At 46.9% G+C, this 24,003-nt stretch carries 17 protein-coding genes; 6 read left to right on the plus strand and 11 right to left on the minus strand.

Annotated elements, in window-relative coordinates:
- Positions 1-4 precede the first annotated feature (4 nt).
- Positions 5-619: an urease accessory protein UreG gene (gene ureG, locus ACXAGC_RS05830; protein ID WP_474843206.1), complete on the plus strand. Its 615-nt coding sequence runs from the start codon at positions 5-7 to the stop codon at positions 617-619.
- Positions 620-632: 13 nt separating this feature from the next.
- Positions 633-818, plus strand: coding sequence for a hypothetical protein (locus tag ACXAGC_RS05835; protein ID WP_474843208.1), 186 nt, complete (start codon positions 633-635; stop codon positions 816-818).
- A gap of 91 nt (positions 819-909) precedes the next feature.
- Here ACXAGC_RS05835 and ACXAGC_RS05840 read toward each other — a convergent pair whose 3' ends face one another.
- Positions 910-2,028, minus strand: coding sequence for a hypothetical protein (locus ACXAGC_RS05840; RefSeq protein ID WP_474843210.1), 1,119 nt, complete (start codon positions 2,026-2,028; stop codon positions 910-912).
- 249 nt (positions 2,029-2,277) lie between these two features.
- Between ACXAGC_RS05840 and ACXAGC_RS05845 the strand changes: the two genes are divergently transcribed.
- Complete coding sequence (locus ACXAGC_RS05845; protein WP_474843212.1) at positions 2,278-3,165, plus strand: response regulator; 888 nt, start codon at positions 2,278-2,280, stop codon at positions 3,163-3,165.
- Between the two features lie 218 nt (positions 3,166-3,383).
- Here ACXAGC_RS05845 and ACXAGC_RS05850 read toward each other — a convergent pair whose 3' ends face one another.
- A complete protein-coding gene (locus tag ACXAGC_RS05850; RefSeq protein WP_474843214.1) occupies positions 3,384-3,743 on the minus strand; it encodes a DUF2750 domain-containing protein in 360 nt (119 codons plus the stop codon).
- 232 nt (positions 3,744-3,975) lie between these two features.
- Here ACXAGC_RS05850 and ACXAGC_RS05855 point away from each other — a divergent pair, with 232 nt between their 5' ends.
- Entirely contained in the window at positions 3,976-4,398 is a 423-nt protein-coding gene (locus ACXAGC_RS05855) for an MAPEG family protein (RefSeq protein WP_474843216.1), read from the plus strand.
- 113 nt (positions 4,399-4,511) lie between these two features.
- Here the strand turns inward: ACXAGC_RS05855 and ACXAGC_RS05860 are convergent, their stop codons facing one another.
- From ACXAGC_RS05860 to sdhC, 3 genes are all read right to left on the minus strand, one after another.
- Positions 4,512-6,392 (minus strand): CocE/NonD family hydrolase, encoded by a 1,881-nt coding sequence (locus tag ACXAGC_RS05860; RefSeq protein ID WP_474843218.1) that lies wholly within the window; start codon positions 6,390-6,392, stop codon positions 4,512-4,514.
- A gap of 678 nt (positions 6,393-7,070) precedes the next feature.
- On the minus strand, positions 7,071-7,409 hold the full coding sequence (gene sdhD / locus ACXAGC_RS05865; RefSeq protein WP_303572753.1) for a succinate dehydrogenase, hydrophobic membrane anchor protein: 339 nt from the start codon (positions 7,407-7,409) through the stop codon (positions 7,071-7,073).
- A 5-nt stretch (positions 7,410-7,414) separates the two neighbouring features.
- The gene (sdhC, locus tag ACXAGC_RS05870; RefSeq protein WP_474843220.1) at positions 7,415-7,795 is read right to left on the minus strand and encodes a succinate dehydrogenase, cytochrome b556 subunit; all 381 of its coding nucleotides are present in this window, start codon (positions 7,793-7,795) and stop codon (positions 7,415-7,417) included.
- 253 nt (positions 7,796-8,048) lie between these two features.
- Here sdhC and ACXAGC_RS05875 point away from each other — a divergent pair, with 253 nt between their 5' ends.
- Positions 8,049-9,227 (plus strand): DUF6607 family protein, encoded by a 1,179-nt coding sequence (locus ACXAGC_RS05875; protein ID WP_474843222.1) that lies wholly within the window; start codon positions 8,049-8,051, stop codon positions 9,225-9,227.
- A 21-nt stretch (positions 9,228-9,248) separates the two neighbouring features.
- On the opposite strand, the gene ACXAGC_RS05880 is transcribed toward ACXAGC_RS05875, so the two are convergent.
- The 6 genes from ACXAGC_RS05880 to ACXAGC_RS05905 form a co-directional block, all read right to left on the minus strand.
- On the minus strand, positions 9,249-10,799 hold the full coding sequence (locus ACXAGC_RS05880) for an amidohydrolase family protein (protein WP_474843224.1): 1,551 nt from the start codon (positions 10,797-10,799) through the stop codon (positions 9,249-9,251).
- A gap of 95 nt (positions 10,800-10,894) precedes the next feature.
- On the minus strand, positions 10,895-12,418 hold the full coding sequence (locus tag ACXAGC_RS05885) for a tryptophan halogenase family protein (protein WP_474843226.1): 1,524 nt from the start codon (positions 12,416-12,418) through the stop codon (positions 10,895-10,897).
- On the minus strand, positions 12,415-13,971 hold the full coding sequence (locus ACXAGC_RS05890) for a tryptophan halogenase family protein (protein WP_474843228.1): 1,557 nt from the start codon (positions 13,969-13,971) through the stop codon (positions 12,415-12,417). The genes ACXAGC_RS05885 and ACXAGC_RS05890 overlap by 4 nt, the downstream gene beginning before the upstream one ends.
- Before the next feature lie 51 nt (positions 13,972-14,022).
- Positions 14,023-17,088: a TonB-dependent receptor gene (locus tag ACXAGC_RS05895; protein WP_474843230.1), complete on the minus strand. Its 3,066-nt coding sequence runs from the start codon at positions 17,086-17,088 to the stop codon at positions 14,023-14,025.
- Positions 17,089-17,511: 423 nt separating this feature from the next.
- Positions 17,512-18,228, minus strand: coding sequence for a GntR family transcriptional regulator (locus tag ACXAGC_RS05900; RefSeq protein ID WP_119502348.1), 717 nt, complete (start codon positions 18,226-18,228; stop codon positions 17,512-17,514).
- Positions 18,229-18,384: 156 nt separating this feature from the next.
- Positions 18,385-20,994, minus strand: a complete 2,610-nt coding sequence (locus tag ACXAGC_RS05905) for a glycosyl hydrolase 115 family protein (protein WP_474843232.1) — start codon at positions 20,992-20,994, stop codon at positions 18,385-18,387.
- Positions 20,995-21,243: 249 nt separating this feature from the next.
- On the opposite strand from ACXAGC_RS05905, the gene galB reads away from it, so the two are divergent.
- Positions 21,244-23,961, plus strand: coding sequence for a beta-galactosidase GalB (gene galB / locus ACXAGC_RS05910; RefSeq protein WP_474843234.1), 2,718 nt, complete (start codon positions 21,244-21,246; stop codon positions 23,959-23,961).
- The last annotated feature ends 42 nt before the right edge of the window (positions 23,962-24,003 follow it).

Below are 24,003 nucleotides of genomic sequence, written 5' to 3' on the forward strand. Positions count from 1 at the left end.
ATTTATGCAAAAACAAACTCTTAGAGTTGGCGTTGGCGGGCCAGTTGGTTCTGGTAAAACCGCATTACTCCGAACACTGTGCCTGGCCATGCGTGACAAATACAACATGGCGGTGGTCACCAACGATATCTACACTCATGAAGACGCACAGTTTCTTACCCGCCACGGCGCGCTTGAGGAAGATCGCATTATCGGCGTTGAAACCGGTGGATGTCCGCATACAGCGATCCGTGAAGATGCATCAATGAACCTCGCTGCCATCGACGAACTTCAATCCCGGCACGCCGATCTCGATTTTGTGCTGGTAGAAAGTGGCGGTGACAATCTCAGTGCCACCTTTAGTCCGGAGCTCTCCGATTTAACTCTTTACGTGATTGACGTATCAGCCGGAGATAAAATACCGCGTAAAGGCGGGCCCGGGATCACCAAATCCGATCTGCTGATCATTAACAAAATCGACATCGCAGGCATGGTAGGCGCTTCTCTGGAAGTGATGGATAACGACACGCGCAGAATGCGTGGTGATAAACCTTTTGTATTTACTAACCTTAAAGCGGGTCAGGGCCTCAACGAAATTATAAAGTTCATTGAGGTGGAAGGCATGCTCGTAAAATCATAAAACAGGAACCTGTATGAAATACTTAATGACATTCTTAACCTTACTATTTTCCTCACTGGCGTTAGCCCATGACGACCACTTTTTATCCAACAATGCCCATGCATTTTATCATGTAGTGTTTTACGGTCTGCTCATTGCTTTGGTCGCCCGTCTGGCCTGGTCGGGCTTCAGCCAGTTGCGCAAAAAGTCAACTAAATAACCCTGATGTAACACAGCGGATTCAGGTTGATGAAGCATGAGAGGGAGCCCGGCTCCCTCTTTAACTACCTGCAACACAGGCGCGTATATACTTAGAACTGTAATTGCAAACTTGCCGTTATACTGTCTGCACTGCTTTGTTGTGAAACATCCAGGTTGGCGTAACCTATTCCGACCTGGGCATTGTAGCTATCAATGATATAGTTTACGCCCACATCGGTGCGCGCTGTTGAGATATCCGTATCGGCGGCAAAGTTCTGATACCGGGCATAAGGCTGAAATTGCCCCCAACCGACCTGCTGAGCAAAGATATACCCCAGCCCAACCGAGTAAGCACGCCCCTGCTCACTCAAAAAAACATCGCCGGTATCGTAATCAAAGTATGCAGCTTCAAGCGATACCGCCCCGCCGCTGATTCTTTTTTCTATCAATAAATCAATGGTTAACTGACTATAATCGCCCACTGCGGCTGGCGAAGCCGCGCCATCGCTTTTTTGTCGGTAGGCGATCCCAAGAGTAAAAATATCTTTATTACCCAGATAATTACCGGTGCCATAATAGCCTGGTTCTTTACCCCAGAAACTATACTGAAGACGTGAGGCGTACATTAGCTTATCACTTTGCGCGGGATTATCAGCAACGTCATTCACGTCGCTGAAATGAAATATTTTATCGGCATCAAAGGCACCAAAAGAATACACCAGTCGCTGGTCAAAGGCCTTTGCAACCACGGCCACACCATCGTCCCGGCCAATGGTTCCGCCATTCCAGCCATAGCGTGCAGCGATGTCTTGCCAGTAGTCGCCCCCCAGGGAATAATACGGGCCTGCCAGGTTCGCGCGACTGCCGGGTGATAAAAACCGGCCGGCCCAGATTTCTATATCAGGCGTCAGCTTAAAGATTCCGGCCGCATCAATAACCTGCACAGTGTCATTACCACCGGATTTTTCGGTGGTAAAAATACCGCTGATTTTATCGTTTACGGCCCCGGCGATATACAAACGCGCGCTATCCAGAGAGAAATCATTACTGCGATCCCCGCTGTTGTCTGCGTTTTCGGTCGAGCGAAATGCGCCCCGTAACCCCATTCCCACACTAACATACTGATTGTCACCAAACTCAATTTTAGCAGCGGCCAAGGCCTGCTTTTGTGGCATGATCGCGGCTATACCAACCGCTATCAAGCTGACACGATAGATTGTCCGTCCCATGTTATCTCCCAATAGTCATTTAAACACTGAATCCACTGTGTCCTGGAAAGCGTATCGAGAGCTGATCATAGTCAAGTTGGCTTTTGCAACGTATACGTTAAATTGCGTAACCATGGGGGCAAAATGGTTCTTGGGCACATGATTAACGGAGTGTCGATCTGCCGGGAATTACAGTGTAGTATTAAATTAAAAGATACCAATAGCGCCTGGGACAGACAGTCTTTACCACCTATGTACACGGTTTTAGTAGTGGATGATTCGCCGGATTCTCTGAGTCTGATTAACGATATTCTTGAAAAGGAAGGGATCAGCACACTGGTCGCGCTTGAAGGACAACAGGCTATTACCATCGCCGAACAAATTAAGCCTGATATCATACTACTCGACGCCATAATGCCCAAAATGGATGGGTTTGAAACCTGTCTCAAGCTTAAACAAAATCGTCTTTTACGGCATATTCCGGTGGTTTTCATGACCGGCCTGACCGATAGCGACAGTACTCTTAAAGGCCTTAATGCAGGTGGCGTGGATTATATTGTTAAACCGGTCAACCCTGACGAACTCATAGCGCGCATAAAAATTCATGCAGCTAATGCCAAGGTCACCTCCAGTGCCCAGCATGCGCTGGATTCGGTCGGTCAAAAGCTGTTTGCCGTTAATAGTGCGGCGGAGCTATTGTGGGCTACACCGCAAACCCATGATTTTTTGTCGGCCATTCCACAGTCGGATGATTGGTTTGAACAACAGCTGGTCCCAACAGTGACCGCAATGATTAGGTTGTCAACCCAACAAAATGATCCTCAGCGCATCTGCTACGACAGCGGCGAGTGCGAATTAACGCTGTTGACGCGCCGGGAAAATGGCGACTTTACCTTCAGAATAAATCAGGTCAGTGAAGCGGTTTCCGGCGAGCAAACCCTGCGCGATGAACTCGGCCTGACCAGCCGGGAATCTGAGGTGCTGTTCTGGTTATCCAACGGTAAAACCAATAAGGAAATAGCCCAGATCCTCGACATTGGTGCGCGCACGGTTAATAAACACCTGGAACAGGTCTTTATTAAACTTGGGGTCGAAAATCGCACCGCTGCCGCCGGTATTGCTATTCGTACACTGACCAAGAGCATGATAGGAGTATAAGAAGAATTAGGGCTCTGGACAGTTGAAAACCGCGTTATTCCTCTTATGCCCACTGGTACCATTCTCTTCCTTAACGGAAGAAACAATAAACCGACTTTTTAGTCGGTTTTTTTGTGTCTGATATTAAGCAGTTTTCTCCACATCCTTTTGATAAAAATTCTTATATTAAAAAGACACTATCGGAATGTGGAGTAACTAAATGCTGAGATTGATGCGAATCAGAGTTTTTCTATCTCTGCAAGCATCTGGCTGAACTCTGCCAGTTCAACTTCCAGATACTCACCACCATCACGCCATTCAACGCCGACCAGGACATTGTCTTCGGCCAGGTCTTCCAGCCAGAACTCCAGCCAGTCAGAAACGGAAATGGATTTAGGAATGTAATCTTCCCACTCATCGGTGCAATGTTCACGAGCTAATTCTGCGTCAGACCAGACAGGCATCACATCAGTGTTTTCAAAGTTGACCGAGTCAACTATCACCCACCCTTCTGTGGTTTTATCCTGTAGCGCCCATAACTCTTGGGTACTTTTAACTTTTGTCATGAAGTCGGCTGAATTTGAAGAAGTATTTGTCATAGAAAACGTTGGTTAGAGGATTAGACTCAATATGATAATTGGTGAACACGTGACTAGCCAGTGAATAACTTATGTTGTTCCGGCAATACGGGCCCCTTTATGTTCTTTTGGGTTGTGTGATAGCGGTTTAGATTTTTGTCTGAATGACGGGGTAAGTACTTTTAATTTCTGCGCCGATCTTCCGCTCCTGATGCTGCGTAGAAATCCCGAAGAACCTCAGGAGAACAGAGGAATGTTTACGATCTACGCTTATTCCTTAGCAGGGTTGCTGGTAATTGCAGCGACTGTTTTCGTGCAAAACATCGTTGCTGCCGTCGCCCACAGGAAGCAATCAAGTTATATTCCGGGCAAAGTGAGCGATGAGTTAAGTCACGATAGCTTTGTGTTCCGAAGCCATCGCACGTTTCACAACTCATTAGAGAATATTCATCAGTTTACTTTGCCGGCACTGATTTGTATTTTTCTCGGCGCGCCCACCACAGTACTCGCCCTACTGATTTGGTTATATGCTGCGGTGCGCATTATTCACATGTCGCTTTACTATGCGATTGCCACTGAGAAAAATCCCAGCCCCAGAAGCTACTTTTATATGACAGGTGTGCTACTCAATGTTGGCGTGTATGGTCTTGGCCTTTATGCGCTGTTTACGCCTTGAGTTTGGCTTACCGGCTTTTCCGAATGATGTAGTCAGGCCGGTTTCCCCACTGGCCCGGGAATTGATGCACTTCAGGCCATGAAGTGCATCATTTTTCTCACCTGCTCAGGCTGCTACTGAGAAGGCAGAACATTGAAAGTCACTGAACTCGGGTGCGCAGCATCGTGGTAGATAGTGTGCTGAGCGCGGACAAAATCTTCTTCTGTCGCATGAAAGATATTATCCACGTATGTCTGCGGATTCATATCAAGGAACGGGAAGATAGAGCTTTGGATCTGGATTTGTAATCTGTGGCCCCGTTTAAAGTCGTGCAGTAAATCGTACAGTTCAAAAGAGACCTGAGTCGGTTTGCCCGGTTCAAAGGGTTTGGGCTCAGAGAAGCTGTCACGGAAACGTCCGCGGATAATGCCCCAGCGCACCAGTTCATGGCGGTCACCGGTTTCTTTGTCCACTTCATTGGTGTTTTCATCCACGCCAGGGAACACATCAATAATTTTCACCACAAAATCCGCTGCGGTTTTATCCGTAGACACCCACAGGTTCACGTTCACTTCACCGGCAACGGTCATATCACTTGTCATGGGCTCGGTTTCAAATTTCAGCACATCCGGACGGCGGGCGGTGAAACGCTGATCTTCAGCCATATACGGGCGATCCCATCCACGGCTGATTGCTGCAGAATGAGGCACCGGATTACGGGGGTCGGATACATAGTCTGAAGCACCGCCATCTTTATCCGGTTTGTTCTCAGACAAACTGTCGCCCTTTGTCAGATACAGTGTTTTTTCATTAGTATCAGCAGGTGGCCACTGACCGAAGAAACGCCAGCGGTTCGCACCTGTTTCAAACATGGTTGCAGTCTGCTCGTACTTATCTTCCGACTCTTCCTTCAGGTGCTGATTAAAGAACGGCAACAGAACATTGTCACGAAACCACACACTGGTTTCGAAGCCGAACCGGGCCTCGCCCATATTGGAACCTTTATCACCAATCCACTGACCGTGATACCAGGGGCCCATGACAATTTGCACATTGTCACGTTTGTTCTCGTGCGACATAGTCTGATAAGTCGCCAGCGGACCATACAAGTCTTCGGTATCGTACCAGCCACCCACAACCAGGACGGCCGGCTTTACCTTATCGAGATGCTGCAGAACATTGCGGGCCTGCCAGTAGTCGTCATAGTTCGGGTGTTCAGTCAGTTCATTCCAGAACGGTCGCTCGCCGTGGAAATAGTTTTTGTTAACGTTGGCCAGCGGCCCGAGGTCGCGGAAGAACTCATAACCGTCAGGCGTGGTGGCTTTGCGTCCTTCAAGACGGTAAGGATACGGCTCTTTACGGGGAGCATCGAAAGTATCAAAAAACAGGAATGCCATTGGTGTAGAAAACGCACCGTTGCGGTGAAAGTCATCAAAGAACCAGTCGGCAATAGGCGCCTGCGGAGAAATGGCTTTAAGAGCTTTGTGACTGTTGATACCGGAAACCGATGTGTAGTACCCGGGATAGGAAATGCCCCACTGCCCTACCCGGCCATTGTTGTTGGGTACATTTTTTACCAGCCATTCGATAGTGTCGTAAGCATCTGTGGCATCATCAACAGCGTCTTTTCCGCGTTTGTATGCGTCCTGCGGACGCATATTTACAAACTCACCCTCAGACATTTGTTTGCCGCGAACATCCTGGAAAACAAAAATGTAGCCTTCCTGTTCGAACTTCTCACTAGGGCCTAAACGGGTTTTAAAATCTGACGAGCCATAGGGCGCAACGCGATAGGGTGTACGCTGCATCAGCATAGGCCAGCTTTTACTCTGATCGTAAGGTATATAGACCGAAGTAAACAGTTTTGTGCCATCCCGCATGGGGATGTTGTATTCATATTTAGCGTAGTGTGAACGGATATATTCCGCACGGGTATCTTTGTCAGGTGCTGCAGAAACAGCGGGAGTCATCACGCAACTGGCAATAACCAGTATGGCGTAGCGAAGGTATCGCATAAGCATCCTCTTTTTATATGTGCCGGTGACCGGCTATGGGGGACAGACAACGGCATCTGTCGTGATATCACCTTATCACAGCGGGCTGGAGAAATTATTCCGCAGCGCTCTCGTTTAGCTCGGAGGTTCAGGCACTTATCGATTTGATTGAAGATGGGAGTCTTAGCGTACATCAGGCGAACATTTTATCAGCAACGTTGTTGTATCCCCCGGTGAGGTCCGGGAAATTACGTAGAGTAAATTCCAAACAGAAAGGTTGACGAAGCACGCCTTAAACGATAATAATTCTCAATAACATTTAACTAAGAAAGTCTGAGTGATGCTCAAACAACTTGTTGCCAGACGATGCCCTTGTTGTTCACATGAAGTGCCGTTCTCCCACCGGCTGCTCTTTCTGATCAGGGAGCCTGTGACCTGCCGTTATTGCGCGAAAACACTCAGACCGGATATCCGGACCATGAGTTTTAATATGTTCTGGCTGAGCATGACAGTCGCGTGGATGGTCCTGAGGTACACTTCACTCACGGACATTTTCGCTTTCACGGTCGCGGTATGCAGTGCGAATCTTTTACTACCCGCACTCGATTTATTATTTCCCCTGGAAGAGAGTTACAACAGCCCGGAGTAGCGATCAGCTCATCCGGACGGTATTGATTCACAAAGCGTTAGCCCGCTCCCTCAGGACATTCCCCACAGAATGTATAAGCCGAATAGCAGAAAGCCTGCAGTTACTACAGTATAAAATGTGTGAAAGGCAGCAGAAAAACCGGCCACTGGTACTTTTTGGGTGTAATCAGTGCCGATCTGCCAACCTGCCAGCAGAGAGTTCAGCATCACAACAACAAGAGTGATTGTTGAGTAAAGTTTGAATCCGGTTGACTGATGAAATGCAGTCCAGCTTTCGTAGTCAATATTCTCCATTGTGAAAACGCTCACCAGATAAAATATCGCATAAGCAAAAATCATCACGTTACTGATCCGCTGGAAAATCCACTCTTTTACGCCATTTCGCTTCATGTCAGTTAACCCCAAACCCAAAATCCGAACAACACACTCAGCAATATGCCTGATGCAATAGCCACCTGCGATATCAGCTTGCCACCTTCAAGTGTTTCAAAATAACCAAACTCCTGAATGAGATGCTTTATCCCACCCATCATGTAGTAGCCCAACGCGGTGAGAAAACCCCAGGTAAAAAATTGCGCAATGAAGTTGCCACTGATAAGTGACTGCACATTTTCAAAGCCTTCAGCACCTTGCAAAGAAAGAAACAATAACGGCAGAAACCAGGCCAGAGAGATCCAGATAATCACAGCACATATCCGGTGTAAAATGGAGGCCAGCCCCATCACCGGCAGCTTGATGGTAGTTAAGTCCATATTACGTGGACGGGTGTCTTTCATTCAGAAACTCCTGTAATCATACTTCTGGTAAACACGACAATACCTGAACCTTTGTTCAGTAAACACACTCATTCTGCATTTTCAAATCAGGGAATCAAATAGCGTGCGCAAATTACTTAGTGCTTCGGAAATAAAAAGTTTCCATGATTTAAGCGCTGGTAATTTACTGCCTCGCACGTGATAATAATAATTCTTATTTGCAATAAGATACTTCATTTTATAAACGCCGACAATGAACACCGGAGCTTTTCTTATGCCAGATGCCGTACTCAGATCTTCTTTCTGCCGCACACTATTCGGGGCGTTTATCACGTTAATCAGCCTGAACAGCTATGGAAACGGTGAACCGGCTGAAGCTGCAAAAGCAGGCAAGTGTGCAGCAACACCTCAATACGTGTTTGGCTGGCAATTCGTAGACGAGCCTTGCAACTTCAAGCCACGTGGCGGCACATCAACAGGTAACAGCACAACAAAAGATCTTACCCCTTCCCCGCACTGGCTGAAACTACAAACGGAAGACATGGATAAATTTGAGCGGGACCGGCAGGCCATACTGGCGATGTCGGGGTATTTCCGCGTGGGCTTCGATTTTATAGAAACCATGGGGTTCACTGAAAATTACACGCCTGCGGCCCCCTATCGTTCCTGGGGCACGGAAATGGTGATTGTTGTCGACAATAAACCTGAATTTATCAGCCTTCAGCACATTATGGTGATGTATTTTGTTGGTGAAGACGGCAAGATTAGTGAGCCAATGGTGATGAAACACTGGCGACAGGACTGGGAATACGAGAAGCCTTCAGAGTTTGTGTATACCGGCAATAATGTATGGCGAAAGCACGAGCTCAACGGCCAGGATATTGAAGGCACCTGGTCTCAGTCGGTTTACCAGGTAGACGACTCGCCACGATATGAGTCTCACGGTAAATGGCAGCACAAAGGAAACCGCTCAGAGTGGATAAGCGAGTTAACCTGGCGGCCACTTCCCCGGCGGGAAAGCAGTGTGAGACAGGATTACCAGATCCTTGAAGGGATAAATAAACACATTATTTTACCCGATGGCTGGGTACAGGAAGAAGAAAACTACAAGCTGGTAATAAATAATACCGGCAAACCGGCCTCACCGGCTCCGTACCTTGCAAAAGAACTGGGGATTGCCCGTTACGAGCGCATCAAAGACCACGACTTTACGCCCGGCGAAGCATACTGGGAAGCAACATCATCATTCTGGAGAAACGTTCGTGAGGTGTGGTCCTCACTGATTGCTGACAATACGTCCATTGAAATCAACAAGCAGGCAGACGGAAAGTTCATGTTCATGCCATTCTTCGACTACGCCCAAAGCGTCAGTGACAGCGCCCCTGTTGACCCTTCGACGGAGCAGCAAAAAATAAGAAACATGCTGGCGCCGTTTACAGAGCCAGCACGTTAGCGGGGCTATCAGCGAAGGCGACTACAATTCCGCCTTCGCTTCCTTCACCAGTCCGCGAACATCTTCCAGCAACTGCCGGGCATCGTACACGATGCCGTCTTTGATGGTGTAACGCACTGCTTTTTTTCGAACGGGCTCGTTGCTCTCATCCAGCTGGAAGTGGCCGGTGCCATAAAGTAACTTGAAGTTTTCCAGCGGATTACCATCCACAATAACCATGTCGGCATTTTTACCCACGGCAAGACTGCCAATTTTATCGTCGAGACCCAAAGCTTCTGCGCCATTTAATGTGGCTGCCTGAATGACTTCCAGCGGATGGAAACCGGCTTCCTGTAGTAATTCCAGTTCACGGATATAAGCAAAACCGTAGATTTTATAGATGTAACCGGCGTCGGAACCGGTAGTCACCCGGCCGCCATGGTTTTTGTAGTCATTAAGAAATGTCATCCAGCGGCGGTAGTTGTTGCGCCAGTTGATTTCATCCTGCGTGGTCCAGTTAAACCAGTAGCTGCCGTGGGCATACCGGCTGGGTTCAAAGAACTCCCACAGCACGGGTAATGTGTAATCGTCATGCCATACGGCCTCACGCTCACGCATAAGATCCCGGCTGGCTTCATAAATTGTCAGTGTCGGGTCGATGGTGAAGTCCAGGTCGATAAGCTCGTCTCTTACCTGCTGCCACTTCTCACTATCCGGAGCTGCTGCCTGAAGCCAGAGTTTTCCGGCTTCCGAAAACCGGTGCTGCTCGTCGTTGTAATTATAGTGTGAGGGGTAGTCCTGAATAACCTTATCTTCAAACAGCGCTTCCGGCAGTCCGTACCAGTGTTCCATAGAGGTTAAACCTAACCGGGCTGAATCCAGTGCATTGGTGCCCATCACGTTCAGCTGGGCATGGTGCATCATGGTGCCTAAGCCCTGCTTCTTAGCTTCGTCTAAGGCTGCCGCCATAATTTTGGGACTGGCACCAAAAAACTTGATTCCCTTCGCACCTTTACGGGCGATGTCTTTCACCCAGGCCCTTGCCTGCTTCTCTGTGGAAACCGGCTGATCGCCGCCCATACCAAAACCCACATAAGGCACAATTCGCGGAGCAACAATTTCATTTTTATCACTGCGCGCCTGATGCTCCAGCACCCAGTCTACGCCATTGAAGCTGCCGGGTTCGCGGATGGTGGTAATACCGTGAGCCAGCCACAACTTAAATACATACTCAGCGGGAATATTGTCGGCAGAACCGCCAATGTGGCCATGCATATCAATAAAACCCGGCAATACGTACTGGCCCTGAATGTCGATTTCCTTATCGCCATTTTTCAGCTCAGGACGGCTGTATTTGATAGGTACGCCCGGGTGGCCCACCGATACAATTTTCGCAATTTTGCCATTCTCAATCACAATATCCACAGGACCCTGAGGGGGTGCACCTTCGCCTGAGATAATGTTGCCGCCTCTCAGAATAAGACGGGATGCATCCATACCTTCACCGGCCTTTCTGTCAGGGGCCTTACTGCCCGGTGTGGCGGCAGCCTGAAATGACAATGTGATACAAAGCGCCAGAATAAATTTTTTCATTGCCTTACCTTGAAGCTATTATAATCAAAGGCCTATCATCACTCATTGTCAAATACATGCGCAAGCGCATCTTGCCGGGATTCGAACACTCGCTCTCACCCGTGGGTATTAGAAAAAACACAATGCTTATTAATATATTGCTGATGAGATGGTAACGATGCTGCGGTTCTTTTAACGGCTTCCCTCAACCCATGCATATTTTTAAAAAGTATGTCATCGGGAATGCGGTCTACCCGGCTGTCGTAGTGCATCGGAATAATTCCCTGTCCCAGCATGACCGCCAACCAACTGTGTGACGTAAAAAGTGCATCAGGGCGGGTAGCTATATTGCCGTTTCTGGCAAATTGCTCCATTTTTTCTGATAGCGAGTCCGGTACAGACATGTCCCGGACAAATCGCCAAAACGCAGTATCGTCCCTTAGAGTTGCTTTGTAATGCAATATGATGAAATCCCGGATATCCTCATATTCGTCAGTCATCATCTTATTGTATCGCCACCGCAATTCATCGTTGCTTCCACTTGCTGGCCACAAACTAATAAGCAGTTGAATACCGGTCTGCACCAGATGAATACTGGTTGATTCCAGCGGCTCTATAAAGCCCCCCGCTAACCCTATCGCTATACAATTATTTTTCCAAAATGTCCTGCGGTGACCAGTACGAAAACGTAAAAAATTGGGCCCGGTAACCGGCTCCCCATGCAAATCACTTAACAGGGAAGTCAAAGCTTCCTGCTGCTCCTGAAACTGGCCAGAATACACGTAACCGTTCCCAAAACGGCTTTGCAACGGAATTTGCCAACGCCACCCTGCCTCTTTGGCGTAAGCGCGAGTGTATGGCGGAGCATGTATATTCTCATAAGTTTGGATTGCAATAGCGCGGTCGCACGGGAGGTAATGTGTCCAGTCGTTGAATTCACTCTGCAAATGTTCATTGATGAGTAAACCGCGAAACCCGCTGCAATCGATAAACAAGTCGCCGGCTACGACCAGACCGTTTTCAAGTCTTACAGACGTTATATCACCACTTTTCTGCTCAACAGCAACATCAACAATCTTGCCTTCAATTCGCTGAACATCCCTTTGCTCTGCATACCGGCGCAACAATTTCCCATAGGCGCCGGAGTCGAAGTGCCAGGCATGCCGCATGGTAGACAAAATAGTATTCGCCCCTCCTTGAGCCTGTGAAAATCGTCCTGATTTTGCTGCTACTGTGCACAAATTGTATTCGCAGATACTGCCGCAGAGCTCTTCCGGTAGTTCACCATTACGTACTAAGCTATTGAGCTTTAGCCATAACTGATGAAAAGGGAATTCGGGAGTATCTTTACCAAAAAAGCCGAAGGGATGAAAATAGGCATGTCCTTTCCGGTACCAGTCAATAAACTCAATCCCCAATTTAAATGTACCTGCACACTCCTTTAGCATGTCATGTTCGTCTATACCGAGAAACGCATTGAACTCTGCCAGCAAAGGAATGGTAGCTTCGCCTACGCCGATGGTGCCTATTTGGTCGGATTCCAGCAAAGTGACTTGCGTTTCAGGTTGTGCTGTTCGCGCTAACGCCGCAGCGCACATCCATCCTGATGTTCCGCCACCGACAATAACAACCCTTTTCACCGTCGTCCTCCGGCCCGGGGGCGAAACCCACCAGAAGCAACCTCGTTGATTAGTTGCCGGTGAGCAGGCACTGCCGTCATTGCATTTCTGCTTTGCTGTTGGATACTATGGAATTCACGACGGGCATCATCGTAAAACCGGAGCGCATCTGCGCGGGCTGATATATCTGTCTTAAACCCCATACCATACAAAATGTATTGCCAACTGTTTTCGTCGAAAATATCGTGACTTGCGTCAATATCCAGAAATGATGGCGGCCTGTGTCGCCATTGTGCTAACTTACCTTTCAAGTATTCTGAAGCAGAATCCGGTGCCCTGTTGTCCCGCCAGAAAGCTGTATCGTCCCGCTCGCTTAAGTAATAATGTACCTTGATAAAATCTTTAACATGCTCAAATCGCTTGCACATGGCTTCGTTAAACTGCCTCGCCGACGCCTCGTAATCGCCGGACCAGGGAAATAAGTTGCACAGCATCAGCGCTGCAACTTCAGCAAAACTGATCCCTGTTGCTTCAAGTGGCTCTATAAAACCCACCGACAATCCAACACCAATACAGTTTTTATGCCACTGAGTTTGCCGGTAACCGGGCTCAAACTTCAACAGCCGGTGCGACAAATCTCCCGCTGCCGGACCTATATGGGCTTTGAGCGTTTTTACAGCGGTCTCTTCATCACAGTACTCAGATGCATATACATAACCAACACCACGACGATGATGTAAACCGATATCCCAAATCCAACCAGCCTCTTTGGCTGTGGTGTAGGTACATGAGGGTATGCCGGCTTGCGGGTTGTCATAAGGCACCTGCAAGGCTACTGCGCGGTCGCAAAACAGTTCTTTTTTAAACGAAGTAAATGGCATGCCCAGGGTCTCGCCAATCAGACGTGCCCGAAATCCTGTGCAATCAATATATAAATCGGCAGTAAGTTCTCCATGCTCTCTTGCTGTTACAGAAGCAATGCTGCCATCTTCGGCTAAACTAACGTTGTCAATAGTATCGACAAGCCTCCTTACGCCGGTTTCCGTAGCTTTGTTTCTCACCAAAGCTGCAAGTTTAGTTGCGTCGAAGTGATAGGCATAGTTTAACGGCGCATCGAACTGAGGATGGGTAATTAATTTTGGGGCCAGCTTCTCATCAATCACCGTACTTTGCACTGAACAAGCTTTGGCCCAGGGTACATCTCCGGCAACCCCAAGCAGCCAGTACGGAAGTAAATCCATATCTGTGTGCTGTGAGGCTACCTGGAAAGGATGAAGGTAATTGTCATCAGGTTTATCTGCAGGGTTGTACTTCCAATTATTAAATCGGATCCCTTGTTTAAATGTGGCATCAGCATGTTTAATCAAGTCGCTCTCGTCAATACCAATACGTTTCATGGTTTTGCGAATAATAGGAAACGTTCCCTCACCAACGCCGAGGGTGCCAATTTCATCCGACTCGACAAGCGTGATTGACACACCACCGGGTGTATCTGCTGCCAACATACGTGCCATATAGGCCGCAGTAATCCAACCAGCAGTCCCCCCGCCGACGATCAACACACGCTTACTCATAGTGTTACCTCTGATATCAATTACCTTTGTGCTGTCACTTGTGAAACCGGGTTAAAAATTAAAACCTAAATGCAAACTTATGCGGCGGTCAGCAATGAAAACTGCACGGTCTACAAACACACCGTCCATAATTTCCATCTCGGTTCGCTGCTCCTCATCTGTCAGGTTTTGTACATTCAGTTTCACATTCATCGCATCACTGATCCGGTACGATATGCTTGCATCTAACCGGCCTATAGCCGATGCATATACAGGAAGACCAATCTGAGTATCACTACCGGTAGCAGGATCCGCATAGACAAGAGTGGTACCTGAGTCATTAGTAGTGGTCAGGTATCGATCACGCCAGTTGTAAGCCAGTCTTGCACTGATATCATTTTTATCATACAGCAGCGTCGCTGAATATGACCACTCAGACAGCCCGATAACGGGAACACTAAGCGCGTCACCGTTGATATCAAGAGCAAACGCATCAGGGGCATCATTATCGATAAATGTCAGATTACCATCGACACCAAATCCACTCATCCATCCCGGCAAATTATCAAAATAAGTCCGTCCGCCCAATTCGAAACCTTTGATAATCGTATCCTCATCAGCGTTAAAGTTCGTACGACTCGAAACGTCCCCATTGAGGAATTCGCCTTGACCATCACTGACAAGCACTGATTGGGGATAATTTGCTTCTGAGAAAAAGTCACTGGCCGGAGCCGCAAAATTATTAAAAGTGATATAATTTTCAATAGTTTTGTAGAACAAAGCCAGATGCATCGAAGTCCCTTTCTCCGGATACCACTCAAGTGAAATATCATGGTTGTATGCTATTTCAGGCTCTAAGAAAGGGTTACCTGACGTATTCGTATAACCTGAAAAAATACCCGGCACGGAGACGTCCTGATCAGGATATAATGCATTAAGCTCTTCATTGGCCGGATTTTCAGTGACTTGCACAGTAGCGGTTCCTTGCGCACGGATGTCCGGGTAACGTGGAGGCGTGAGTGTTTTTGTCCATGCGTAACGTGCTACCAACTCTTCAGACAAATCAAATTTAATGTTGAAAGACGGTAGCCAGTAACTTTTTGAGAAATCTCCCATACGGTCTGTTTCATACCCTGCACTTTCGCGGGTTAATGGCGGCTGACTACCTTCGTTTGCCTCCTGCCAGGCCGCTACATTATCAAGCCCTCCCATTGCTTCGATGGAAGCTTCAGCATCTGCAAGACTTGCGTAGTAGCGGGCGCCGCCACTAAATACAAAATTGCCTTTACTTTCGATATCATAGTTGACCCAGCGGAGACCAACGTTACCGCTAAAGTTCGACCATATACTATCACCAATATTTTCGAAGCCGACCATAGCGTACAGTGATTGGGTTTTGTGCTTTGTCTCATAGAAAGACGGCATCTGGTCAAAGTTCGGGTTTGGCGTTTCGCCATACACATATGCACTTTGAGCAGGATCAGCACATTGATAATACAAGTCCGGACCACAAGCAGTATAGGTGTTGTACATCCTTTCAAAAGCGCTGGCATCGTTTAGTTCAGGAGTACCAACCCACACAGCGCCCGGTGCAGCTGTATCACCTTTGAAAAAGTCTGAAAATTCTTCCAGATAAAAATCACCTTCAGGAGCAGTATCAACAAAAGGTCTTGGCACACCATTCCATCCCCGACCGGTTGCAGACCACCAGGTGCCTACAAAGTTATCGCTTTCACTTCTGTCTGCAACACGGCCACCAACAGCGAGTTTCCTGAAAAAGTCATGTTCGAGGAAAAGACTCCCGTCAAGTTGAAATGCATGAGCCTCACCATCATTTGCACTGTTCAACCAGTTGACCCTTGATAAACCGGCATCGGCAGGATTAGTTGATAAGGCCTCACCAAATGTAGCCACAGGTATTGACCCTTTCAAATCCAGATAGGTTTCGGCGATTACCGGAAGCACTGTACTTCCAAGGCTATACTTTCCGGATCTTGATTCCGCATTAACATATTGGTAGCTACCGCTCAAATCCCAGTAGTCCGCCAGATATTTGAAACCCACTGTGTGGTCAGCGGTTTTACTGTTAGACGGGCTGAAGCTTGAATTTGGCGAGACGTTAAGGCCGGATGTCAGATTTGTACTGGATATTGTCCCTTGTTGGAAAACCCCGTTACTATCAAATTCTGCTCCCTCAAATACCCCTACTGAGGTCCCCGGCTCAAGTGAAAGTATTTGGCTATGGCGGTCACTGTCCCGTTCTGAGATAAAGCTGGTATGGTAGAACTCGAGCGCATCCGAAGGCTTCCATTGTAAAGCTACATAATATCCGTTTCTCACCCTTTCAAACTGGTCTTGCGTATAACGAATACCTGCAGGTACGTAAACCCGCTGATCATTATATGAGGTCGCCAGATAGGGAGGTAAAATGACGTTACTGTCGTGGGATGCTATTTTAGAATACGCAAGGTTAACCAGAACGCCGAATTCCCCCAGGTCGGTATCAATTCTGTTCGATACCATACCTGAAACCGCTGGCGTTACTTTTTCAGAGAAATCTCCGTAATCTGCTGTTATCGAAGCATCAGCCTTAAATCCTTCGAAATCAAATGGCATACGTGTTTGCAGATCTACTGTACCGGATACGCCACCTTCAATAAGATCTGCACGGCTGGCTTTATAAACAGTGACAGCTTTAAGGAGTTCAGGGCCCACATCAGCCCAATTTAGTCCGGAGCCACCGTTAGCAGAAAACACTTCACGGCCATTTATTAACGTTTTAGTTTTATTCAGTCCCCGTACCTGCACACCGGAACCTTCGAAAGCGTAACCATCCGGTGAACCTTCGGCCCCGGCACGAATCCGGTTCATAGTTACACCCGGCGTACGTTCGAGAATTTCAAGTAAGGAGGTGCTGGGCACCTTGCCTGCCTCGTCTAACACTATCGAATCACCGATAGTATCGCCGGCGCGCTTCAGGTCAATCGCATCCTGTAAAGACTGACGCTGGCCGGTAACAGAAATATATTCGACATCGTCATCAGACGTATTACCGTCACTCTGTTTATTAGCCGGTAAAGATTGCTGGACGGTTCTTTCAACCGGTTTGGCATCTTCGTCATCATTACTTTGGGCCATTACGCTTGTTGTGCATGACATAACGGCTAACGATAGTAGCGACAATTTAAAAGAAGGTAATTTACGTTTCTTGTTTTCCTGTGCAATCACGGGGTGAAATTTTGTTTTTTTAAAGCTAGGCATTTGCAGCCCTCCGATTTGTTTGATGGCAGGCCCCAACCTGTCAACGTGTTCCATACTGAGTTTCAGACAAACATACTTGTATACAACTTAACTGGACACGGGCATTATCAACCCAAAAAGTTAACAAATAATTTATTTTTATTAACAATGAGGTTACTTTTGTTTGAAAATTTATCGGATTTGAAGCTTTTAAATTTGATGCAGCCGGAGTTTAACCTTTTGAAATTAAACTAATCCGGAGGCAGGCGGTGAAAAAATGAAAAGTTAACATACGTAAAGTCCCTTCCCTGAAGGAGTGGACTAGACAAAATATTCAGGATGGTCGACAGGCAATCGATCCAGCACGTTGTATACCTCACGCAAATGCAAAGTCATAGCAGAGACTGCTTCTTGCCTGTTGCCAGAACGCAGTGCAGTTACAATTGCACGATGCTGTTGGATGACTCTCGCATATTGCCCGCTCATATGCAGACTAAGGTTTCGCAAACGGTCCATATGTGCCTTTTCCTGCTCTATCATATTGCTAACACGGTCAAAGCCGGTGTTGCCCGATAGCAACTGATGAAAGTCATCATCAAGTGACTGGAACAGGAGGGCATCATCAATAGCTGCGGCATCCTCCTGCCGGGCGATAATTGATTCAGCCTCATTGAATAAACGGGATTCAGTATGTTCTGCAAGATAGCTAACCACAGATACCTCAAGCGCTTCACGGATAAAACGCGCCTCTAATATAGCTTCGCGGCTGAGGCGGGATACATACGTTCCTCTTTGCGGCCGAACCTCTACAAAGCCTAAATTAGCCAATTTGATTAAGGCTTCTCTGACAGGTGTGCGGCTGACGCCGAACTGATTAGCAAGCGCAGTTTCGGAGATAAGTTGACCCGGTTCCAGTTGCATACTGACTATTGCGTCACGTATGAAACCGTAAACCTGACTTCCGGCAGGGCGACTATAATCAATTTGTTTAGCATATTCAGCCGCTTGCTCCAAAAAAAGAACAGATTTATTACTCAAAACCGTGTACCTCATACTTTACTGGTTTACCAGTATCAGTGTATCGGATGTAAACCAACCTTCACATTATTTATTGAAGCGACAAGCCTATTTTACCATTTATGACAGACACAGGAGCGTAGTTACTTTCACGTCTCTCACGCTCCTGGTTATCACTTATACGTCACCAAACAATTTATCGAAAAAGCGGCTGACAGCCGACTTAGTGTCAGGTTTCGTTTTCTGAGAATATCGAATATGAAGTTTTTCCAATACAATATTGTCGTCAATTCGATATATCGTTAACTCATGAGTGCCGGGTGTCAGATTTTCCGCCACCCATTTAAGTGTATACTTATTATTTATAACAGCATTAGCCCATGCTTTTTCTTCAGGAGTACGTTGAGCACCGCCTGTAGCGTGTAAATCAAAACTAACAATTTCTGCAGGCTTGTCATCTACAGCTATCCCAAGACGGATACCTCCACGACCGTATGTGTCAAGAGTGGGACTTAACTCAAGTTCTACAGACGCATCACCATAATAAGGTTGCTCGATACTATAGGTAATCGAGAGGTTGTCATCTAATGTGGTTGTAGTCAGTCCCTGAGGCAGTACCATCATAGCTGCCTCAGACTGCCCAAGGTTTTCCACAGCAGTCCAGCTGGCCTCTTTGGTGCCGCTAATCTTCACATAATCTTTAGCTTCAATCAGTTGCTCATCTTGTAAAAGTTGCGGTTCATGAAACGAAACTTCAATATTATTTTTACCACCGTAGATGCTGGATACAGCGGGCATAGTCTGTTGTTCAGGGTCATTCCATGTTACATAATTCATATGAACCTGGTTTATCATACCGTCCCATTTACCATTTAGTATGGAATGATATTTTTCAGTTAATGCTTTATCTTCAGCAAAACTCGTCTCGACTATACTTTTAAAATAGTTAGCCCTGGAATCACCTGCATCTACAAGCTTCTTATTCCAGGCTGCAGCAAAATACATTTCATAAAGATTGCTCAAAGACGCAACAGGCCATTCAACTAACTGAAAGAATGCCGGATAATGCTCCTCGTCAATTTTCTCTTTCACTTCTTTCATATCAGTCTCAAGCTGTTTCCACTTGCTGTAGTGCTGATAAAACTCTCCGGCTTGTAAATCAGGTACTGTGGGCTCACCTACTTCAAAAGTATCCTGATTAAGTAATTCAGGCTTCCGCATCGCAGCAAAGGTACCGTAGCGTTCCAGCAAACTGGCAATATCTTTTGCCAAATCTGCAGTAAAAGACTGTTCAGCAAATTGCATGGCATACGCCTGAAGCTCCTCCGGCCCCATTTCTTCAGGATTCCATGCCATTGTCAGAAAGAAATCTATAGGGTACTCAACAGGCTTGAGATCACCCACATTGACAACCCACAGATCTCTTGCACCACGCTCATAAGAAAGGTTCATTTGTTGCCAGACCTTGCCCACCTGCACAGTGTTCGTCCATTTATAATTCCGCGGCACGCCGACGTAATCGAAATGATAGTAAACGCCAAAACCACCTTCACGCTCTACATCTTTCACTGGCAACCGCCGAACCTGGCCCCAGTTATCGTCTGCAAATAATAGAGTAACGTCATCAGGTACGGTCATACCTTTATCGTAATAGTCCTGCACCTCTTTATAGAGGGCCCAGACCTGTGGGGTTTTTTCAGCAGGTTCGCCCGTTACGTCTTCGATGATTTTTCGCTGATCATCCACAACGGTTTCAAGTAGCTCAATTGCAGTCCCTTCTGACATTGGCTCATCCCCGTCACCACGCATGCCCACTGTGACAAGCGATTCATAAGGTTCTCCATCTCCCTTTGACATCATCCGCTCTATGCCACCTCGCCAGAATTGTTGTATGGCCTCGCGGTTAGTCTCATAATTCCACGCACCACCACCCGACGGGTTTTCAGACTTGCGATGCCACTCTGCATGTGCCCGAGTCATTGGTTCATGATGCGAGGTGCCCATAACGATACCCATATCATCTGCCAGCGAGGTATTTTTGGGGTCATCAAGATGAAAAGCTTTCCCCCACATGGCAGGCCAGATGTAATTCCCTTTAAGTCGCAAAATCAAATCAAAAACATGTTCATACATGCCGGAATTCACACCACCAAACGTTTTTTGTGCCCAACCTTTCAATGCTGGATCTTCATCATTAATAAAAATGCCGCGATAACGTACTTTTGGATGATCACTTCTGGTTCCCGCTGTAATAAAAACATTTGCATGCTGTTCAACCGGGACATCAGCAAACCAGTGCCAGGGAGAAACGCCCATTCGTTCAGAAATATCAAAGGTACCAAAAATAGCTCCCCGTCTGTCTGACCCGACAACAACTAACGCCCGACCTACCCCCGGAGCAGGATCGTCGACCACCGTTATCTGATATGCTTCCCATTTATTTCGGATGCCCGAGATATCAAGTTTTCCCTCTTTTACAAGAGAATCGATTAAAGCATCTTCCCCGGGGACTCCGATGATTATCGCTGCTTTATTCAGCATCTGCGATTCAGTGAGCTCAGATTTGCCCCCTCCAACCCTTGTTAAATCTTCCGAAAAAGATTTTGCGACTCTCTTCACGGCAGCATTAGCCCCGGGAGAGATTATAACCGGAAGAGGCTGACTATTTTTAATGAGTGGGATTCCCCCGTTATCCTTAAAACAAACGGAAGCGGGTTCGTCACATGCAAAAACACCTGTTGAAAACAGTGCACACATAAGTGATACAGATTTAATTGTCGATCTCATATAAAACATACTCACGTCTGATTTTTGTATACGAAATGTAAACAAAACAAAATTAACAAACAATTACTAGTATACAAGTATGCATTACGTTTTTTTATTTTCTGATTTTCCCTCTCCTCGTCTTTAATAAAGGGCTTGAGAAATTTCGTAAACTGTTTACTTATTTTTTCTTTGGCTTTTAAACACCCAACTTCTCTGTATATCTTATTGAAGAATTCAGTTAGTCACATTTTATTAACAGAGAAGAATATGTTATCGCCTAAGTATTTGAAGTGCCTGGCGTTGTTGACAACAATGTTGTTGGCTTCTGCCACATCAGCTAATCAGCGCGAGAGAATAGACCTTACCAGCGACTGGCGCTTTTATCGCTATGCTGACAGTGAGATTCCTGATTCTCTAATATATGATAATCGTCCATCCACAGGGCAGTACAATGACAGCCAGGCCGCGGACACCAAACCTACTGATGCCGTAGTTACTGAAAGTGGCAACAATGCATTGAAGCCCTGGATTCTTCCTTCTGGAAACAACTTTTTGGGGGCTTCTGAAAAGCGTTATGAAAGGCCAGAGGGAAAACCGGGGAGTAATTTTCCTTTCGTTCAGGAAGGCTTTGACGACAGTAGCTGGCAAAAAGTTGATTTACCTCATGACTGGGCCATCGCTGGTCCGTTTTATAGCGGCGAGAATCCCAAGGTCGGGGGAGGCATGGGCCGCCTCCCTTCTCACGGCGTAGCATGGTACAGAAAGCAATTTTCTACCGGTGCAAATGACGCAGACAATAGAGTTTACCTTCACATCGACGGTGCCATGTCTTATTCGATGGTATGGCTCAATGGTAATCTTGTGGGAGGCTGGCCGTATGGCTACAGCTCTTACCGTCTTGACCTGACACCTTACCTTGCAAAAAATGGCGAGAATCAATTAGCTATCAGACTCGATAACCCACCGAAATCCTCCCGCTGGTATCCGGGGGGAGGAATTTATCGCAATGTCTGGTTGGAAAAAACTGCGCAAATACATGTCAGTCACTGGGGCACACAAATCATTACCCCGTCAGTTTCCGCAGATAGAGCCACCATTTCCATTGCAACAACGCTGGTGAATCACCTCTCCGAAAGCAGTGAAGTCACGCTGAAGCAAAGTATTCACGAACTTACCGGGCAAGATCTTCCGGGTGACAGCCCGGTAAAGGAGCTTCCTGAACAGAAAGTTAAACTCTCTGCGGGACAACAGCATAAAACAACAGCTTCAACAGTTCTTGATAAGCCAAAGCTTTGGGGCCCGGCTCCTTACCAGACACCTAACCGATACGCACTTGTCACATCCGTGATATACAAGGGAAAAGAAATAGACCAGTACATTACTCCATTCGGGATAAGAAAATTGACGTTCGATCCCGATGTCGGAGTGCTGGTAAACGACCAGCACATACCTCTGAAAGGTGTTAATCAGCATCATGATTTAGGCGCACTGGGAGCGGCATTTAATCTTCGCGCAGCTCGCAGGCAGTTGGAATTACTTCAGGAGATGGGAGTAAATGCAATTCGCATGGCACATAATCCGCCGGCTCCGGAACTGCTTACGCTAACGGATAAAATGGGGATACTGGTATTAAATGAGTCTTTTGACAGTTGGTATAAAAAGAAGACCCCGTTAGATTTTCATCTGATTTTTGCTGACTGGCATGAACAGGATCTCAGGGCCCTTGTGCGAAGAGACAAAAACCATCCTTCAGTGATTATGTGGTACATAGGAAACGAGGTGGGTGAACAATACACAGGTCAATCAGGTGCCGATATTGCACAGACTCTGAAAGCTATCGTTAAAGATGAAGACCCTACCCGCCCGGTAACCTCTTCCATGAATTGGGCAAAAGCAGACTTCCCTTTCAGCGCAGCCATGGATTTAATTAGTCTGAATTACCAGGGGGAAGGCATTCGTCAGGCAGCGGAGTTTGAAGGAACAGAACGCATTCGCACCCCGCCATCTTATCCAGCCTTTCATGAGGCTCATCCTGATAAGGTTGTTTTGTCCAGTGAAACTGCCTCGGCGTTCAGTTCCAGAGGAATCTATTTTTTTCCTGTGACAAAAAAGGAAAGTGCTCCTGTTCGGGACGGTCTTGGAGGTAATTCGAAGATTCATCAGGTCAGCAGTTACGAGTTGCACGCCGTCGACTTTGGCTCATCTGCAGATAAAGTATTCAGATATATGGAGACCTATCCCTTTGTCGCCGGACAGTTTGTATGGAATGGTTTTGATTATCTCGGTGAGCCAACACCGTATTACGCTGCCCGCAGTTCTTATTCGGGCATGATAGACCTGGCAGGATTTAAAAAAGATCGTTTCTATCTTTATCAAAGCGAGTGGAGACCGGATTATCCGATGGCTCATATTCTGCCTCACTGGAATTGGCCGGGACGTGAAGGGGAAATTACACCGGTACATATTTTCACTTCCGGTGATGAAGCTGAACTTTTCATAAATGGAAAATCACAGGGACGAAAAAAGAAAGGCGATCTTGAATACCGCCTGCGTTTTGATGACGTCCGCTATACACCCGGCACGGTAGAGGTCATTGCCTACAAGGATGGAAAACCATGGGCAACAGACAAGGTAACCACTTCAGGTGCTCCTCACGGAATGAAGTTGCAAGCAGACAGGAAAACAATTGATGCAGATGGCAAAGATCTCTCTTTTATCACCGTCGATATTGTGGATGAAAATGGCGTCTTCGTACCAGATGCTGTGAACGAAATATCTTTTACCTTAGACGGACCGGGCCGCATCATCGCCACGGATAATGGAGACTCCACTGATTTTACTTCATTCGCTTCACAAAAAAGGCACGCTTTCAGCGGAAAACTACTTGTAATAGTGCAGAGTAACAGAGGTGAAGCAGGCGATATCACGCTTTCCGCAACGAATCCGGAACTTGGCACCTCGACGATATTACTTAAGTCAATTTAATCATATGACAGATGTGCAGGCACCGGGTCTGCATGTCTGTAT

It is taken from the genome of Alteromonas sp. AWJ4_197 (assembly GCF_056160285.1).

Excerpts from the sequence above, each read along its gene's own strand:
- ureG (WP_474843206.1), top strand. The coding sequence starts at position 5 with ATGCAAAAACAAACTCTTAGAGTTGGCGTTGGCGGGCCAGTTGGTTCT.
- ACXAGC_RS05850 (WP_474843214.1), bottom strand. The coding sequence starts at position 3,743 with ATGACAAATACTTCTTCAAATTCAGCCGACTTCATGACAAAAGTTAAA.
- ACXAGC_RS05875 (WP_474843222.1), top strand. The coding sequence starts at position 8,049 with ATGCCAGATGCCGTACTCAGATCTTCTTTCTGCCGCACACTATTCGGG.
- ACXAGC_RS05840 (WP_474843210.1), bottom strand. The coding sequence starts at position 2,028 with ATGGGACGGACAATCTATCGTGTCAGCTTGATAGCGGTTGGTATAGCC.
- ACXAGC_RS05855 (WP_474843216.1), top strand. The coding sequence starts at position 3,976 with ATGTTTACGATCTACGCTTATTCCTTAGCAGGGTTGCTGGTAATTGCA.
- galB (WP_474843234.1), top strand. The coding sequence starts at position 21,244 with ATGTTATCGCCTAAGTATTTGAAGTGCCTGGCGTTGTTGACAACAATG.
- sdhD (WP_303572753.1), bottom strand. The coding sequence starts at position 7,409 with ATGAAGCGAAATGGCGTAAAAGAGTGGATTTTCCAGCGGATCAGTAAC.
- ACXAGC_RS05890 (WP_474843228.1), bottom strand. The coding sequence starts at position 13,971 with ATGAGTAAGCGTGTGTTGATCGTCGGCGGGGGGACTGCTGGTTGGATT.
- sdhC (WP_474843220.1), bottom strand. The coding sequence starts at position 7,795 with ATGAAAGACACCCGTCCACGTAATATGGACTTAACTACCATCAAGCTG.
- ACXAGC_RS05880 (WP_474843224.1), bottom strand. The coding sequence starts at position 10,799 with ATGAAAAAATTTATTCTGGCGCTTTGTATCACATTGTCATTTCAGGCT.
- ACXAGC_RS05835 (WP_474843208.1), top strand. The coding sequence starts at position 633 with ATGAAATACTTAATGACATTCTTAACCTTACTATTTTCCTCACTGGCG.
- ACXAGC_RS05905 (WP_474843232.1), bottom strand. The coding sequence starts at position 20,994 with ATGAGATCGACAATTAAATCTGTATCACTTATGTGTGCACTGTTTTCA.
- ACXAGC_RS05895 (WP_474843230.1), bottom strand. The coding sequence starts at position 17,088 with ATGGCCCAAAGTAATGATGACGAAGATGCCAAACCGGTTGAAAGAACC.
- ACXAGC_RS05860 (WP_474843218.1), bottom strand. The coding sequence starts at position 6,392 with ATGCGATACCTTCGCTACGCCATACTGGTTATTGCCAGTTGCGTGATG.